Here is a 17,687-nt window from a genome sequence, read left to right as displayed (position 1 = left end):
TGATCTGTTATTGTGGCTGTGATGACAGAAATGGCTCTGTATTCTGTGGGAAATATAACGTGACTGTTGTCCCAACACCAGGCGTAGAGTCAACTGTTATTTCGCCATTATGTGATTCAACGATTTTTTTACAGATTGCAAGCCCCATTCCAGTGCCGCCATCCGTATTTGCTGGATCTACTTGGTAGAATATGTCGAATACATATGGAATTGCATCTGGATCAATACCGACCCCATTGTCCGAAATGTGAATCTTGTGTCCATCGCGTATGGTCGTTGCACTGATCTCAATCTCCGGGTTGGTCTCATCTGAATATGTGAGCGCATTTGAGAGTAGGTTCTGGAATAAGAGCTCTAAGAGATGTGACGAACCTGTAACCGTCGGGAGCTCTTCGTATTTCACCGTCGCGTCCGCGTTTTGAATATCAAACTGTAGCCGACTGAGTACTCGATTAACAACAACATTGCAATCGACATGCTCAAACGAGGTTTCAGGGCCTCCAACTTTGGCATATGAGAGAAGTGCATGTATCATCTCTTGCGCAGCTTCGGTGTTCTCTTTTGCAGTTTTGGCCAACTCAGACTGCTCTGATGAGTGTTCAATCCCGTCTTCGAGCCGTTCCAAGTTCCAATCTATTGCACGGAGCGGTGCTCGAAGGTCGTGTGATACTGCGCCTGCAAATGCTTCTAAGTCCTCGTTCGATCGCTGTAGTTTCTTTGCTGAGCGCTGTAGTTTCGATTGAAGTTGATATGTTTGTGTCATATCATGGAGTACCATTGAATAGCCGACCAGATCATCACGGGCATCGACGATCGGCGTTGTTGAAATCTGCACGTACGTCGTCTCCATATCGTGTTCAACGGCAATAAGAGCAGTATGCTGTGTCTCACTGGCTGTTTCTGGATTATCTAATACGGCCTTGACGCTGTTTGTTCTCTCCACCTTATTGACTGCTTGTGTTGATTCAGCCATATTTGGCGGTTCATTTGTCATTCTCACTCGTTCGTCACCAAGCGATCGTGCGGATCCATCTTTTGTCGTCATCGGGACAAATCCACCGAACTGTGACTGACAGACTGCTGTTGGAAGCAAGACATCTACTCGTTCGCCAATGGCGGTCGCATCAGGCGGGAGCAATAGTGATTGTGCAGCGACATTCATGTCGACAATTCTGTACTGAGGATCCAATACGACGACCCCCTCCTCTAACCGATCAATAACAAACGATCGTGCGATCGGAGTGAGATCAAAGAGCTGGTACTGGTAGATCGCAATAAAAAATATAATGCCAGTGATTGCAAAGCCAAACGGTGTAATATCTACGTACGGTATTGGACTCAATCCTGTGTGATATACCGCACTTGTCCCAACGGCTACCGCACCACCGAGAATTAATAACGAGACTTGCCGTCGGTACACCGCAGGAGACCAAATAAGCAACTGGACAAAGAGGCCAATTCCAAGGAGTATAAGCAGATAGCTATATGCGGTATGTAGCCAAAAAACAGGCCCAAAACTATGTTCCGAAATAACGAGTGCTCCATCTGCGACTATCGTTGGCTCAATCGGCCCTCGAACAAGACTATGCCAGCTGTTTGTGAACACAAATGTAAGATAGACGATCGCAATAGTAACAAAAACAGCTAGCAGTCGGCGAGTTGCAAACCGTTTGTACGTGGTAAACTGTAACGATAGCCAAAACCACGCAACTGGTGCGACTGTTACCGGGATGTGGTTCACATCAGCCCAAAATCCGATCGTGACCTCATTCGCCCCTGCAATCTGGAACGCATACGTCACTGCCCACAGTGCAGATGCAAACATTAGTACTGAGAATGATCTTGCACCGGTGGCACCACGATTGCGCCACGCAAACAACCCGATAATTGTCATACTCAGTGCTGCGGCCCACAGCAATGGTATGTACGGGGTATACTGCCACTCCCAGCCAAACATTGAATTCACAATATGTTTGTAAATATGATTATTAAAGTGATGGGTTGCTAGGAGATGTGCGCGATCGTTGCCATCGGGTGCACCACCGATCGCTGTAAGAGGTACATCGTACTGTAAGTTCTTGAGGTGTTCTCAAAGAAAGCACCCTGCTGAGTGATACCTCAGCGAGATCTTATATCTGTATACAGAAATCGGTGGACATGATGCGCCTTACCGAGGTAACAGAGTGACTTACCGATCGCCTCGCCAAAGTCAAACGATTAGAGTGCTGTTACTGTCTGCACTGATCCTTACTGGTGTCATTATCGGCTTGGTGACAACTAGCGGGCATACGCCGTGTATGGAATGTATCGTCAGAACAGTTCTATTTTGAGTGCCAATACTCAGTGCCCTCAGTGACGTTTCCATCTATTGGGCACCTCGTCAGGACGATTATTCCACACAACAATGGAGGGAATCTTGTCCTCCTTATGATTGAGAACTGAGCCAACTCCACCTGCGGTGATACCCGCACCGACTGTCGTACAATATAGAACGCGCAAGTGCCGTGAGATCGGGTTTATCGATCGTCGTCAAAATGGAGTGGTTTGATCCAAATGTCTGTGGTATCGATGTTTGCTAGACCAACGTTCCAGAATATGCCACAGACAGACCCGAAAACTAATATTTCTCTTTTGAGTTTGTGGATCGGATTGTTGACCAATTTAATATAGCATTATATACTTTATTCTAACTTTACCTAGTTACTAATCTCCAGAATATCGTCTGCTAAGCATGCTTAGACCAAAAAATCATGAGCAGAAAGTTGATCGACATTTGCACTCTGCATTACTCTCGTAATGCGGAGTGGATTTATGAGGGTCGACGCTGTACACGACGTACGAACCATGGATTCCACACATTCGGGCTCTTCAACGGGGGGAAACGACCTCGATCGCACCATCCACGAGTTCCTACAGTCGGGATCGAAGTCAGGAAACTATCAATCGAATCTTGAAGGGATCTTAGAGAATTGGCGATCGAGACTCGAAACAAACGGTGTCACCACGATCGACAGCGTTGACAAACGGGCGATGGCTGACTATGCGCAGTACCTCACTCGACGTGTTAACGCCAACAGAAACCCGGACATTGAGGGTGGAATCTCTCCTGCAACGGCATGGACGTACTTCGATAACGTCTCCGCGTTTTTGCACTACTGCAAAGAGTGGGAATATCTGACCGAAAACCCCGCACAGAAGGCGATCGTCAAAAGCGAACTCCCTGATCGACCTACCTCAGACAGTAGCAAACAGCAGTTTTGGAGTGCAGACGATCGAAATGCACTCTTGCAGTTTGTGGACAACCGGGCATCAGCTGCGATCGATGAGCATGGGCTGGATGAAAAGGCACTCACTCCGGTTCGCGATCGTGCACTTGCGTATGTACTTGCATACACTGGTGTCCGAGGGGCAGAGGTGCTTCGATCGACAAAAGACGATCGTCGGGTTGGGCTTCGATGGGAAGACCTCAACATTGAGGATGGAACAATGATTGTCTTCGGGAAGAGCCAACAGCGAGAGCCAACCCAACTTCCTCGACAAGTTCACTCCCCGCTGCGACAGCTGAAACGCGTGCTCAACCCGGCATCGGAGGCTTGGCCCGTCTTTGTGACAAATCATGCACCTTCGTTGTACCGTGTGCTTCCAAATGAGTACGAGAACTCAGAGAACCAGACACCACTAGCGATGTGTCGATCACTCGGGATTAGCCCACCTGCATTATCTACTGATGGTGGTCGATCGGTTCTGAAGCGACTGTGTAAAGCGGGAGAAATCGACGTTGCGGGCGGATATCTTAAGCCACATGGCGCTCGCCGTGGTGTTGGTGAAAAACTGTACCGATCGCGGGGTGCAGCAGCAGCACAACGCGTTCTACGACACGCCGATCCGAAAACAACCTCTGAGATGTACTCACATATTGAAGCCTCGGAGATGGCAGACGATGTGAGTGAGGTATTTGACAGTGAGTAAATCCTGTTTAGTGTCCTACTAGTTATCTGTCGAATCCGCCTCAACGATATCCTCACGGTAGCTCGCAACCGCAGCTAGTACGTCAGTCCGCTCTTTTTTAGGGACATCGAACTCCCGAAGAGCCGCATCAAGGTGATCCGCAGTTGCATCAAACTCAGCGTCTGTAATACCCATGCCCTTATGAGCGGTTTCCATGTCAGAGCCACTATATTCGACTGGACCACCAGCAACAGCACTCAAAAACTGAGTCTGGTGAGCTCGCTGTGCTGCTATGTCTGTATCTTCAAAATGGTGTGCCACCGATTCATCTGCAAGCATTCGATGATAAAACTCCGTTACGACTGCTTCGATCGAGTCTTTTCCTCCAAGTCGATCAAATAGTGTTTTCGCATCTCGCATACCAACTTTATCAGTCTTGAATTGAATAAATATCACGATACTAATATAATCATATATTAATACTGAATATTGATAAGGCTGTAACGTCAGCTGCACTGAAATACCAACAAAAATAGTATTTTGTATCAGCAAACTAACCTATTATGTTTACCATTCAACTATTACAGTTGATGATGTCATCAATAGAAATCACACGACGAAAGACATTGATCGGCGCCGGGCTAGTCATCGGGGGTATCGCATTTACTGGTCAGGCCAGTGCTCGTAGCGACGCACTTGAACAAGAGCTTGACACCGTTCGATGTGCGACAGAACAGTACACAGACGTTGCACTTGCACGATCGGATGGGTACGCGATGGTTTCGCCGTACACACCACAGATGGGATTTCACTTCGTCAATCCAGAGCGTTTTGCACCTGATTCGGAGGCTGAAGTCGATATAACGGAACCGCCAATTCTCGTCTATTATGGAGACGGTGAGTACCAACCGGAACCGGGGGACGAACACGATGACGATCGAGATGATGAATTACTTCTCGGTGCCGTTGAGTTCGCACACGTGGGCGATGACGGTGAGCCTGGAACACCTGCAAACTACTTCTCCGATGAGGAGTCCGAGATGGAACTTGACGTATCCGAAGAAGAGGGATGGAATTGGACACCGGGACCAGACATTACCGCAGTTCACGTATGGGTTCACAAAGACAATCCAGATGGGGTGTTCAGCCCAACAAATCCAGAGATTAACTAAATCTGGATCCGTTGAAACTATTCTTCAGATGCTGGTGAACTCTATCGGTGGCCAATCACAACTCAGCAAACCGATCGATCGCTGCTTCTGCAACCTCGATATCCTCTTCGACACTGCCACCTGAGACACCGATCGCGCCGACAACTGTATCACCATCAGTGAGTGGGAATCCACCACCGAACGTTACAATCCGACCGCTGTTTGTTCCTCCAATCCCGTACAACGATTCGCCCGGTTGTGATACTTCGTGAACGGTCTGTGTATCCAGTTTCAATGTAACTGAGGTGAATGCTTTGTTCTGTGCAATGTCAATACTTGCTAACAGTGCATCGTCCATCCGCTCAAATGCAACGAGGTTTGCACCGGCATCCATCACGGCAATACACATCGGCACCTCGATTTCTTCGGCCTTATTTTTCGCAGTCTCAACCAGTTTGGTCGCATCGTCAAGGGACACATTCTTCATGATTTGTAATCCGGTTGTACAAATGGATGTCTCTGTTATAAGATTAATTCCAAAAATGTGATCGAAACGTACTATAGAAATAACCCATTCCGTGCACTCTCCATTGCTTATCTCATGGACACTATTGACCGATCGTTCTGCGCAGTTAGTAAAGGAGACACACCGATTCGATGGTGCAGGGTACTAGTAAACTCTTCACCGCTTCCGTGATCACAATATAAATAGACTACCCAGAAACAAGAGCGTAACAAGGATCGCAAACCCAGCTATCACATACGTGAGGGGGCCATACTCCTGTGGTTTCCTCTCTTCGTCTTCCGAATACAGTCTGTAAACACCAGAAAACAAGATACAGAGCGCAGCACCGCCATTCACGACGGTAGCCACTGTGAGGCCGGGCGTCTGTACCACAGCCTGCGTTGCCAATAGCATGACACCAGCGTAAATGAAACATAGAGTGACGAACCGAGGCGCGTGCATACAAAATCATAATTGAGGTCTCAGAAGTAGTTTTTGCTCAATTCGCAGTTCTCAGCTATCGGTTGTTTCACTTCTCAGTATATTCGAAGAACTGGATATCAATAGGGGCGATCGAACGTATATCGGCGTTGTGCTACATCCCTCTTAGTCCAGTTTTGGGGTTGTTTCCGGCGGCGATCGAGTATTCGTTTGCTGCTCAAATGCGTATGCAAGCGACAATAGCGTTTGCTCATCGTGTGGCTTTCCGATCAGCTCCACACCAGCGGGGAGTCCATCATCGGTTAGCCCCGCAGGAATTGAGATCGCACACAATCCACACTGAGAGGCAAGAATCGTGTTTGTCGGGAATGTAAGCGTATCAAGCTCGCCGCTTTCGATCGCCGTTGCAGTTGGCGGGACAACCTGCACGTCAGGGCACAAGAGCACGTCAAGATCGTGCGATGCATACACGTTGAGTACCGCTCGTTGGAAACTTTGCTGGGATGCAACAGCCTTCCAGTACGCCAATTCTGACTCAGGCTCATCGGGGCACTCTTCAGCAATTCCAATAAACAGATCAAGAATCTCATGGTAGTCACCCTGCTCGTATAGCTCCGCAACCGACCGACGTGGCGCTGTGTCACGATCGGAGAGGAATGCGTTCAAATCACGTTTTGATTGTAACAGATACAGTGAGGTATTCGCCATGTGTGAGTCAAGGTTTGGGACCGACACTGGGTCTACTATCTCCGCACCTGCATTAGCCATTGTCTCGATCGCATCGTTCACGAGTTGTGTAACCGGACCGCTTTCTGCATCATCTTCAGACCCAAAGGCATCGCGAAGGATTCCAATTCGCGCACCGTCCAAACGATGTTCGTCTAGCTGATCCACAAATGAGTGCTCATCTCGCACTGCATTGATTGCGGTATATTCATCGGCTGGGTCATACCCTATGATTGTATCGAGAACGGCCGCGAGGTCCGTCACAGTGCGGGACATTGGCCCCGGTGTATCTTGTGATGCGACAAGTGGAGACATTCCAGCACGGCTGAGAACGCCCGGTGTAACTCGGATTCCGAAGAGATTGTTGTAGGCAGCTGGGAGTCGTATCGAACCTCCCGTATCTTCGCCAATGCCAACCAGTCCAAAGTTTGCTGCGACGGCAACCCCAGTCCCACTGGATGAGCCACCAGGGTCACGAGCAGGATCATATGGATTCTTTGTCCGGCCGATCGCAGACGAGTAGCCGAACCACGACGTCGCCCAATCAGGGAGATTGGTTTTTGCGAGGATGATTGCGCCTGCTGATTTCAATTTTGTAACGAGTGTCGCATCCTGTTCTGGAGTATACTCACTGAATGCAACTGATCCGAACGTTGTTGTGATATCTGCGGTTTCGACTTGGTCTTTGACAACGATCGGAATGCCATGAAGCGGGCCGACAAATCCATTTTCTTCAAACTGTGAATCAAGGGCTTGCGCTTGTGTTTTTGCGTGAGGATTTACGGTGATGATCGAATTGAGCTCCGGCCCCTGGCTATCGTATGCTTCGATCCGATCGAGATACTGCTCGACGAGTGTTACTGCCGTGAGCTCGCCGGTCTCGTATGCGGTATGTACGTCGTCGATCGTTGCTTCCATAACCTCAAAATTACCACTCATAGGATGTTAGTACAACATATACCGTAATAGCTGCATATTCTGTCTGAATTGAAACGATTCAAACAAATGGATCTACCTGTGTCTGATTTGGTAGTATGCTGGGTAACATCCAGTGCACTCCATTGCCTCTGATTGGATCGCTCTTGTAATGAGTTCCCGCGACCGAGCAAATCAATCTACTATCGAACAGTAGATGATAGACGCTTGATCGCCCGTAGTCAGTACAAGAACTGACGAAGTGCCCCTGACCGCAGTGCACTGGTAAACCCCAGCGAATATACATACTCCGTCATACGAGATAATCTTGTATGGTTTGTTACGTCACAAATTAACAGTTGATAATCGTTCACATGCGATCGCGTCAAAGAACACGACTTTCAATTCATTTATTATGTTTCCATATAATATTTACGTACATTCACTATGTTCTCAACCACATCCCTAATACTAATTATTCTTTGGGGCATTTTCCTGCTTTATTCAGCCTCTGTGTTGTTTTGGCTGTTCGAGGTTGGCATCCTCGCGCGAAACCAAATCGTCTCCAGTGATGAGATTGTATATGGTCATGAAGATATCCAAGTCCGTATTTTGACAATTGGGGCCGAGGAAGTTGTTCAAGGGACAGTCAACTCGATTCCAGACGGTATCGCTGATATACGAGTCATCGCCGAACGAGACATTCAGATAACTGGTGCAACAGTGCACGTGGTTCCTGATGAATTTGCGTGTGATGCAACTCACAAAGGCCGAGCTCTTGAGTGGGCACGCCGAAACGTCCCATGTACACAAGAGTTCATCCTGTATCTTGACGAAGATACCCTTGTCCAGCAGTTTGAAGGCTTACCTGATGCAGACATCATCCAAATAACCGAGATGCCGATTTTCACAGGGTCGTGGATCGCATACCTTTCGGAGACGTTCCGAATCGGATATCAATACGAGCAGCGAGCATTTGGCCGGTTCAAATATCCATTGTACGCATGGGGTGGTGGTATTGCGGTCCGAAAGTCATTAGAGGATAAAATTACGTGGGACGCAAAAACCATTACCGAAGATACGAATTTCGTCTGGCGTGCGGTCAAAGAAGGCGATGTAGACTTCCGTGTTCTCAATTCAAAATTCCGAAATCAGGCACCACCGACAATTCGAGGGATGTTTCGTCAGCGTCGTCGATGGTTCTCTGGGACACAACATTCGTCTGGCCTTCTCCCCCGCCGGTACCGGGTATTTCTCTCTTTCCGAATGATTGCATGGGCACTTTCGCCAGTGATTCCGTTTGTATCACTGCTATTGTTCCTCTTTCCACAGTACGTTCCACAGGCAGCGTCGTATCTGATTGGATCGCTTATTGCATTTTCAATGCTGTTCATAATCACGTTGGTTGGCGTAATTGTCTACATAAACCACGAACGGATTACGCTGCTTGCACTCCCGCTCACACCGCTTCTCGTTGTACTCAATACTGTTGGCGCGTTATGGGGCTGGGTATCACCCGTGCAGACGTTCGCTGTCACTGAAAAAGTGGCTCCGAAGAAGGATTTAATCACACACAGTGAGCTCGAGCAGATTAACCCGTGGCTCGAAGAGGGCGACATCGAAAACCACGATGGAGAAGGTATACTTATTTCGGATGGCGGTGTCGATGAAATATTTTCAAACGAGTAATACTGCTTGGAATTCTTGATTGTCAGATTCTGAGATATTCTGCTTCCATCGGCAGCAGAGATTTATATGCTAAACTGGTGAACTACTGTGTAGTGAGCTCCGATCGAATCACCCGTCGAGCGATGCTTTCCGCAGTTGGAGTATCTTCTGTAGCGGGGTGTCTTAGAAGCGATCGAAGAGGATCAATGTCAGATACGACGCAACCGGCTGATGGGCCGGATGGAGACTGGACAGTTGTTGTTGAAGAAAACTGGGAGCATTTTGATACCGACCGGTGGGGGGTGGGTTTTATCGATCGCGAAGAGTGGATTCCTGATGATGACGCAACGGTGAGTTCAGATCATGTTTTTGTGGAGGATGGGCAGTGTATCTTAGAGATAGAATCGGAGGGGACTGGTCCATCCGGTTGTTATCAGGGGGTGATCAACTCGAGTGTTGGCGAAGAGCCTCATCATCCACCTGTGGGCATTCCAATCGATCCGTCTCCGGGTCAATACGTAGAAGCCCGACTCAAACTCCCGGCTCGAACTGGTGTATTACCTGCGTTCTGGATGCATCCAGCGAACACCAACTGGCCACCTGAAATCGATATTGTAGAGCTGTTTCAGCGGGGAACCGATCCGCAAAGCGAACGGCAATCGATGAATGTTAATGTTCACTGGAGCGCTTCAGGGGAACCAAACGACAGGGAGACACACGAAGACGCCCCCTCATCGATCGATACTGGGATCGATCTTACGGGGAGTTTCAATAGATATGGCTGTGCATGGTTCGACGATCGGATTGAATGGTATTTTAATGAGGCACATGTCGCAACACAATCATCCTCAACAGAAATGCTTGAAACACTCAATACTGGTGCTTCTCGCCCATTTGGGCTTGTTTTTTCGAACCATGTGAATCGGATCGGGCAAGCAGACCTCACGCAACCATGGACGGAGCAGCTTGTTATTGATTGGGTTCGCGTCTCCGAACTCGATTCGTAAGTGAATCATCGTACACCTACACATTCCGTTGAGAGCAGCTACAAATGGAGGATTGGTAATATTCCCCATTACATTTATTTTTTTGTCTTTATCAAAGTTTCCATTGCTCTTAGAGAAAGTTTATCAGGCTAAAAATAAGTATCTAGTTTATGGAAGAACCAGACCAAGATTGGAAACCGAACAAGCTGAATTTGGCCGCTCTTGATCAGAATGCCCGCGATGTTGGGCCATATGGGGCGGATTTCAACTATGCAGAGGCGTTTGAATCGCTCGACTTTGATGAGGTGAAATCGGACATCGAAGATGTACTAACAACCTCCCAAGAGTGGTGGCCAGCAGATTACGGTCACTATGGTCCACTTATTATCCGGATGGCATGGCATAGCGCAGGTACATACCGAACCGGTGATGGGCGTGGTGGTGCATCGGGCGGTACACAACGTTTTGAACCGCTAAACAGCTGGCCTGACAACGCAAATCTTGATAAGGCACGGAGACTTCTCTGGCCAGTCAAACAAAAGTATGGTCGGAAGCTTTCATGGGCAGACCTTCTTGTTCTATCCGGCAATGTTGCGATGGAATCAATGGGATTCAAAACGTTCGGCTTCGGTGGCGGTCGCGAAGATGTATTCGAGCCGGACGAGGGTGTTGACTGGGGTCCTGAAGAAGAGATGATGGAAGACAAACGCCATGATGAGGAGGGTACTCTCATCGGCGATCTCGCTGCGGATCACATGGGGCTGATCTACGTCAACCCAGAAGGTCCAGGCGGGGACCCAGATCCACTTGAATCGGCAAAGTACATTCGACAGTCGTTTGATCGAATGGCAATGAATGATGCGGAGACTGCTGCACTCATTGCTGGTGGACACACCTTCGGTAAAGTTCACGGTGCAAGTTCAGATGAGCACCTCGGCGCTGAACCGGAAACAGCTGCGATCGAAAAGCAAGGGCTTGGCTGGGAGAACGATTACGGTGAGGGCAAAGGTGCAGACACGATTACCAGTGGTATTGAAGGACCATGGACCCAGTCACCGATCAGCTGGGACATGGAATATGTCGACAACCTGCTTGACTATGAGTGGGAACCACATAAAGGACCGGGTGGTGCATGGCAGTGGCGGCCAAAAGACGGAGAACTAAGTGGGTCCGCAGAGCATGCTCACGATCCTTCGGACAGTGCTACCCCAATGATGTTGACGACTGACGTCGCACTGAAACGTGATCCGGAGTACCGAGAGATTATCGAACGGTTCCAAGAAAACCCGATGGAGTTCGGGATGGCCTTCTCGAAGGCATGGTATAAACTAATTCACCGTGATATGGGTCCAACAGAGCGATTGCTTGGCCCGGAAGTCCCGGATGAAGAAATGCTGTGGCAAGACCCACTCCCTGATATCGACCACGAACTAATTGGAGAATCCGAGATTGAAGAACTCAAAACTGAACTCCTTAACTCAGAACTATCAATCTCTCAGCTTGTCAAAACAGCTTGGGCTTCAGCTTCAACATACCGTGACAGCGATAAACGTGGTGGCGCAAACGGAGCGCGAATCCGTCTTAAACCACATCGGAACTGGGAAGTCAACGAACCTGCTGAACTTGAGAGCGTACTTGAGACATTCGAACGTATCCAAGATGAATTTAACAGCTCCCGAACTGATGATGTACGTGTCTCACTGGCGGACTTACTTGTTCTCGGCGGTACTGCAGCGATCGAACAGGCAGCAGCTGACGCTGGATACGATATCGACGTTCCATTCGAGCCCGGGCGAACCGACGCCAGCCAAGAACAGACAGATATTGGATCGTTCCAGGCGCTGAAGCCGGATGCTGATGGCTTCCGTAACTACTACACAGAGGGTGACGATATGAACCGATCGCCAGAAGCGCTACTGGTTGATAAGGCGGACCTATTGGCGCTCTCACCATCCGAAATGACGGCGCTAGTCGGCGGTCTCCGTGCACTCGATGTCACCTACCAAGACTCCAAGCTTGGCGTATTCACCGACGAGCCGGAGACGTTGAACAACGACTTCTTCAAAACCGTGCTTGATATGCAGTACGAATGGGTGGCAACCGACGAGGATAAACTCACCTTCGACATCCGCGACCGCGAAACTGGTGAGACAAGGTTCACCGGCTCCCGCGTCGACCTTATCTTCGGATCGAACTCTCGGCTTCGTGCGATCGCAGAGGTATACGCTGCTGAAGGCGGTGAAGAACAGTTTGTTCAGGACTTTGCTGACACATGGAGTAAAGTCATGACTCTCGATCGTTTCGATCTCGAATAACGACACGATTTCCTTTTTTTAACCGATTGTACAGATTAGGCGAGAAAACCCACGACTTTCGTCGTGAGAGAAGTCACGAATCCACCGATACAGTTCACGGTAGAAAAATATCTACGGAACCGTTTCATACTGGTCGCTCCTTCTGTTCACTCCCCGCCTCAAGAACGCTCTATCTGTACCACATACGGTAGTGTAGTCGTAGTTACTGGCTTTCTGGTGTTATAATTTGTTGGGCGAAGTGGTTTTTCACTTGATCTAATTTACACACCGACAGCAGCGACCTTCCACAATTCTAAACAATTTTTTACACCTTCGGGAGATGTATTTGCATAACGAGAATAAATGGCATTTAAAAGTAATGCTTTTATATTCTCAAAACAATTCAGATCATGTGAATGATATATTAGCATTGCCTTTTGTTGATCTTGCCTTTTCTGTTGTAGTTTGGACAATACTACTGATATTCTTTATTGCGACAATGTACTGGCTATTCGAGCTGTTATTAGTGGGTCGAACACCACAGAGCCCACTTACGTACGGATTAGAAGACGTGGAAGTTCGCATCATGACGATCGCTTCCGAGGATGTGGTGCAAGCAACAGTTGATGCACTTCCTGACGGACTGGCAGCTATTCGTGTGATTGCTGAGCGTGATATCAGCATTCAGGGGGCAACAGTCCATACCGTTCCAGAGGATTTTTCGTGTGCCGCCACCCGTAAAGGCCGTGCCATAGAGTGGGCTCGTCAACAAGTTCCATGCGATGCGGAGTACGTGCTCTACCTTGACGAGGATACAATCCTTGAGGATTTCCATGGTCTACCGGATGCGGATATTATCCAGCTCTCAGAACATCCGGTTCGGAGTAAGTCTTGGCTTGCATATTTAGCAGAGATCTTCCGGATGGGCTTCCAATTCGAGCAATCAACATTTCCCAAGTTCCGGTACCCGCTGTACGCGTGGGGTGGTGGCTTTGCGGTCAGAAAAACTGTTGAAGACGATATTACGTGGGATGTCGATTCGGTCACCGAGGATACAAATTTCATTTGGCGCGCGTTTGCAGATTCAGATCGGGATATGGCATTTCTTCGCGTCCACGCGATGAACCAATCACCGCCGTCGGTCCGTGAAATGATTCACCAGCGTCGCCGATGGATCTCTGGTGCAGCCAACGATTCTCACCTGCTTCCATATCGGTACCGACTGTTGTCGTTGCTTCGAAATGCAGCGTGGGGGTTGGTATTTATATCGCCGTTACTGCTAGTTCCGTTCGTTACACCCGTATCAGTGGTGTTCTGGCCAGAGATGTTCAGTGCGTTGGTCATCTTCCAAATTGTTGGGTTATTTGGATGGGCTTTCCTCGGCTACTGGTACTCTGGTGAACGTCTCCGTGTATTGGGTCTGCTATTGATTAGTATACCTATCGTGCCGATTATCCATGCTGCCGGAGCATTTTGGGCAATCGTTTCGCCGACTACTCATTTCCGTGTCACACAAAAAGTCGTGCCAACCGAAATTAAAGATAAAAAAGTGAATGATATAGTATCGCCGGGCACTCAGATCGAACAAAACCAACCTGCAAAAGCAGGGGTGGAGACTGTTGAAACCTACAAATAGCCCTCACAGACGTCGATTGGAGATGTAACACAACCAATCGTTGTATAATGTACAGATTGGTTTACTTAGCTCCACACAAGAGGAATCCACCAGATTGCGAACACAGAAATAACGAGTATTGCTGGAAGGGTTAATACGAACCCAATCTTTGCCATCTGAGGGATTGTCATATACCCGCTTCCAAAGACGATCGCACTTGGACTTGTGATACTAACCGTTGTAATCAAGCCGATCGTCACCGTTGCCCTGCTCGTATACAGCGGTTACGACAGACGATCAGCAATGATTACGGGGCTTGACCTAGACCATGTGGGTGAGTTCAGTGTTATTGTGGCCATCGAAGCGCTTGTCCTCGGACTGCTGATTGGACCGATTTTCGAGGCGATGATTCTTGCAGCCGCGGTGTCGATGATTCTCTCGAACTTCACTCACGTCTATGACGAGGAGATCTACCGAGCCATGGTTCGCCGAGACTGGCTTGGGCGACCGTATCATGATGTTGATGACTGGAACTCCGTTCCGGACGATATCTCTGACCACGTTGTCATCGTCGGATATGGTCGGCAAGGGCGACGGTTAGTCAAGTTCTGTGAAAAATCGATCAACCATATGTTGTAATAGACAACAACCCACAGGTGCTCTCCGAGCTCCGAGACTGTGATGCCTACGTATTCGGCGATGCTATGGAGTCGGAAACAATAGACGTGTCTAATCTTGAAAATGCACGATTAGTTATCTCTACCGTCGGATTGAAGCCGCTTACCGAATACCTCTTGTCGTTTCCGGGCACTGTCGATGTCATCGTCCGGACCCGAACGTTGCCCATGGCGGCTAGCCTTATTGAACGTGGGGCCACGTATGTTATCGTTCCCGATCTCCTTGCTGCCAACCAGTTGACAGACAACCTCGAAGCCTTCTTGAATGGGGACTACGACCCAAATGAAATACGAGTGAGGAACCTACAGAAATTCAAGGTGGAAGACACGATGCCTCAATAGTTTACTGCAGAAATGGTGACATCTCGCGATAATATTTGTTTTGTCTGGAAAAGCCAATACAAAATGAGACATTGTACTTCGAAAAACACCAACGGATAGTTAGAGGCCATGATAAATGAATATGTTTCATATTCTTCAGATTAAAACAAGAATTTTTAATTACACCGAGAAAATATTGACAGACACTTATTTATCCATGAGCATGTCTCTTACCGGCCTAATACCATTTTATAGCTTTCCGATCGAAGAGCCCGTTTATGTTTTCACGCTTGCGATTGCAGCATTCTTTATTGGGCCGCTCCTAATCAAACGCGTTGGATTTCCGGGTATTGTGGGAATCGTAATATTGGGCGCGTTACTGGGTCCCGGTGGGAGTGGGCTTGTAGCGCACAGTGATGGGATTATTTTGTTGGGCGAAGTTGGATTGATCTATCTATTGTTTACCGTTGGTCTGGAGCTTGATCTTCAAGGGTTCTCTGAAGATCCACAAGGAGCAGCAATTTTTGGTCTGACTAGCTTTTTCCTCCCGTTCTTTGTCGGGACTGCTGCTGGTATTATCATTTTGAATCTTGAGTTTTGGGCTGCCGTCTTGCTTGCTGCGGTTTTTGCATCTCACACACTCCTGTCATACCCGATTGCAAACCAGTATGGTGTTACTAAAAATAAAGCAGTCACTGCGGTATTTGGCGGTATACTATTCACTGACACGCTCGCATTAGTTATTCTTGCAGTGGTTACTGGTGCCGTTGCAGGTGGTCTTAGTCCGATGTTATTTATCCAGATCTTTGGCTCTGTGTTGTTATTGTTTGCCGCAACATGGTACCTTGCACCCCCAGTTGCGCGGTGGTTCTTCCAAAACCTAAGTGAGGAGAGCTATTTTGAGTTCCTTCTTGTGTTGACGATATTCTTTGCTGCTGCAAGCTTTGCAGAAGTACTTGATATCGCTCCAATTCTCGGTGCATTCGTTGCTGGTATTGCGTTGAACCGACTCATCGCAGAAGGTGGTATTCTTCGTACTCGGATTGAGTTCGTCGGTAATGCCCTATTCATCCCATTCTTTTTGATTCACGTTGGGATGTTAGTCGACTTTTCCGTTATTTTTGATGGAGTACGAACGCTAGAAGTTGCATTTGTTATTATTACTGTGATGGTTGTAATGAAAGCGGTTGCAGCATGGGTTGTCAGTAAAATTCAAGGCTATGATATAAACGAGCTCGGGCTTATGTTTGGGCTATCAACCGGACAGGCTGCTGCAGCACTCGCTATTACGTTGATTGGGTTCGATATCGGGCTCTTTTCGGAAGCAGTATTAAATGCTGTTGTCCTCATGCTATTGGCAACTGCACTTATTAGTCCATTTTTAACCGAACGGTACGCTTCGAAGCTTGCACTCTCAAAAGAGGTCGAAGTAGATACGAGTGAGGTCACAGACCCGCGAATTATCCTGCCACTCTCACACAATGCTGAAGCCCAGCGTCGCCTCTTGGAATATTCATTCGTTCTCAAAGGAGACAATAAAAATAAACCAGTACATATTATGACGGTTGTACGGCCACAATCATCAAAAGAGCTTGAAGCGTCTGTTTCACGTGTCCGTACTGATCTCGATAGCTTCAAAAAGATCGGTAATCAGGCAGAGGTCCCAATCGATGTTGAGACGCGGATTAATCATAACCCGGCCTCAGGTATCGTCCAAGGGGCTGTTGAAGTCCAATCGAACCTCATTCTGATGGGTTGGGATGGAAGCCAATCATTCAGCAAACGGATGTTTGGTACGGTGATTGACCAAGTACTGTCGAAAACAACGCTGCCAGTTCACATTGCGCGTCTTGGACATCCAATTAATACCACAAAGAGAATCCTTGTCGTCATTCCATCTGGTGTCGATCGGCATGCAGGATTCTTCGAGAATGTTCATTTTATAAAAAAGATTGCTGCACAGCTTGGGACTACCCTGAGAATTCTTGTGGTTAACGATGATGTCGAAAAGTATGAACATCGGTTCGGTCTTGTGGAACCGGAGGCATCGATGGAGTTTGTTGCAATCTCTGGGTGGGATGTGCTATTGGAAACACTCAATGATGAGACTACGGAAGATGATTTTGTTGCTGTTCTCTCCACACGACCGGGTGAGATCGGGTGGGATGATAGACTTCAAGACTTACCAGCAGAACTTGCTTCGCTTCCACCAGCATCATTTACAATAATGCATCCACGAGAAGACGACCCGGAGTACGATCGGCAATTCCTTCGGTTCACCTAATGCATATGTGTCAATTTTTGATCTAAAGGAAACAGCGAGAGTTCCACGAGTCACCGACCCGTGGTCGTTTACACGTCTTCACTGTTCCCATTTTTACAGAATGCAAGGAGAATGCCCCGAGGTTGTTCGGAAACCTTTGGTTTCCGTGATCACGAG

At 48.1% G+C, this 17,687-nt stretch carries 14 protein-coding genes; 9 read left to right on the top strand and 5 right to left on the bottom strand.

Features of this window, described 5'->3' with window-relative positions; genetic code table 11:
• Positions 1–7: 7 nt before the first annotated feature.
• Positions 8–1,957: a histidine kinase N-terminal 7TM domain-containing protein gene (locus AArcSt2_RS13750; protein WP_302929097.1), complete on the bottom strand. Its 1,950-nt coding sequence runs from the start codon at positions 1,955–1,957 to the stop codon at positions 8–10.
• Positions 1,958–2,844: 887 nt separating this feature from the next.
• Between AArcSt2_RS13750 and AArcSt2_RS13745 the strand changes: the two genes are divergently transcribed.
• Entirely contained in the window at positions 2,845–3,969 is a 1,125-nt protein-coding gene (locus AArcSt2_RS13745; RefSeq protein WP_250585415.1) for a tyrosine-type recombinase/integrase, read from the top strand.
• An 18-nt stretch (positions 3,970–3,987) separates the two neighbouring features.
• On the opposite strand, the gene AArcSt2_RS13740 is transcribed toward AArcSt2_RS13745, so the two are convergent.
• Positions 3,988–4,368, bottom strand: a complete 381-nt coding sequence (locus tag AArcSt2_RS13740) for a group I truncated hemoglobin (protein ID WP_250585413.1) — start codon at positions 4,366–4,368, stop codon at positions 3,988–3,990.
• Positions 4,369–4,538: 170 nt separating this feature from the next.
• On the opposite strand from AArcSt2_RS13740, the gene AArcSt2_RS13735 reads away from it, so the two are divergent.
• The gene (locus tag AArcSt2_RS13735) at positions 4,539–5,120 is read left to right on the top strand and encodes a hypothetical protein (protein ID WP_250585411.1); all 582 of its coding nucleotides are present in this window, start codon (positions 4,539–4,541) and stop codon (positions 5,118–5,120) included.
• A gap of 55 nt (positions 5,121–5,175) precedes the next feature.
• Here AArcSt2_RS13735 and AArcSt2_RS13730 read toward each other — a convergent pair whose 3' ends face one another.
• Positions 5,176–5,586: a GlcG/HbpS family heme-binding protein gene (locus AArcSt2_RS13730; RefSeq protein ID WP_250585409.1), complete on the bottom strand. Its 411-nt coding sequence runs from the start codon at positions 5,584–5,586 to the stop codon at positions 5,176–5,178.
• A gap of 624 nt (positions 5,587–6,210) precedes the next feature.
• On the bottom strand, positions 6,211–7,710 hold the full coding sequence (locus AArcSt2_RS13725) for an amidase (protein WP_250585407.1): 1,500 nt from the start codon (positions 7,708–7,710) through the stop codon (positions 6,211–6,213).
• A gap of 489 nt (positions 7,711–8,199) precedes the next feature.
• Between AArcSt2_RS13725 and AArcSt2_RS13720 the strand changes: the two genes are divergently transcribed.
• The 4 genes from AArcSt2_RS13720 (at position 8,200) to AArcSt2_RS13705 (ending at position 14,270) form a co-directional block, all read left to right on the top strand.
• Positions 8,200–9,375, top strand: coding sequence for a glycosyltransferase family 2 protein (locus AArcSt2_RS13720; RefSeq protein ID WP_250585405.1), 1,176 nt, complete (start codon positions 8,200–8,202; stop codon positions 9,373–9,375).
• A 185-nt stretch (positions 9,376–9,560) separates the two neighbouring features.
• The gene (locus AArcSt2_RS13715; protein ID WP_250585403.1) at positions 9,561–10,361 is read left to right on the top strand and encodes a glycoside hydrolase family 16 protein; all 801 of its coding nucleotides are present in this window, start codon (positions 9,561–9,563) and stop codon (positions 10,359–10,361) included.
• Positions 10,362–10,510: 149 nt separating this feature from the next.
• Positions 10,511–12,655 carry a catalase/peroxidase HPI gene (katG, locus tag AArcSt2_RS13710; protein ID WP_250585401.1) on the top strand — a complete coding sequence of 715 codons (2,145 nt, stop codon included), beginning with the start codon at positions 10,511–10,513 and terminating at the stop codon, positions 12,653–12,655.
• 391 nt (positions 12,656–13,046) lie between these two features.
• On the top strand, positions 13,047–14,270 hold the full coding sequence (locus tag AArcSt2_RS13705; protein WP_250585399.1) for a glycosyltransferase family 2 protein: 1,224 nt from the start codon (positions 13,047–13,049) through the stop codon (positions 14,268–14,270).
• A 65-nt stretch (positions 14,271–14,335) separates the two neighbouring features.
• On the opposite strand, the gene AArcSt2_RS13700 is transcribed toward AArcSt2_RS13705, so the two are convergent.
• Positions 14,336–14,509: an anion permease gene (locus AArcSt2_RS13700; protein ID WP_250585397.1), complete on the bottom strand. Its 174-nt coding sequence runs from the start codon at positions 14,507–14,509 to the stop codon at positions 14,336–14,338.
• 43 nt (positions 14,510–14,552) lie between these two features.
• Here AArcSt2_RS13700 and AArcSt2_RS13695 point away from each other — a divergent pair, with 43 nt between their 5' ends.
• The 3 genes from AArcSt2_RS13695 to AArcSt2_RS13685 all read left to right on the top strand — a co-directional run bounded on the left by AArcSt2_RS13695 (position 14,553) and on the right by AArcSt2_RS13685 (position 17,531).
• Positions 14,553–14,888 carry a hypothetical protein gene (locus AArcSt2_RS13695; protein WP_250585395.1) on the top strand — a complete coding sequence of 112 codons (336 nt, stop codon included), beginning with the start codon at positions 14,553–14,555 and terminating at the stop codon, positions 14,886–14,888.
• 17 nt (positions 14,889–14,905) lie between these two features.
• Complete coding sequence (locus AArcSt2_RS13690) at positions 14,906–15,268, top strand: Rossmann-fold NAD(P)-binding domain-containing protein (RefSeq protein WP_250585393.1); 363 nt, start codon at positions 14,906–14,908, stop codon at positions 15,266–15,268.
• A gap of 202 nt (positions 15,269–15,470) precedes the next feature.
• The gene (locus AArcSt2_RS13685; RefSeq protein WP_250585391.1) at positions 15,471–17,531 is read left to right on the top strand and encodes a cation:proton antiporter; all 2,061 of its coding nucleotides are present in this window, start codon (positions 15,471–15,473) and stop codon (positions 17,529–17,531) included.
• Positions 17,532–17,687: the final 156 nt, after the last annotated feature.

The organism is Natronocalculus amylovorans (genome assembly GCF_023638035.1).
Classification (GTDB): domain Archaea; phylum Halobacteriota; class Halobacteria; order Halobacteriales; family Haloferacaceae; genus Natronocalculus; species Natronocalculus amylovorans.
The sequence above is the reverse complement of the archived record's forward strand: the minus strand, read 5'-3'. Positions and strand labels throughout refer to the sequence as shown.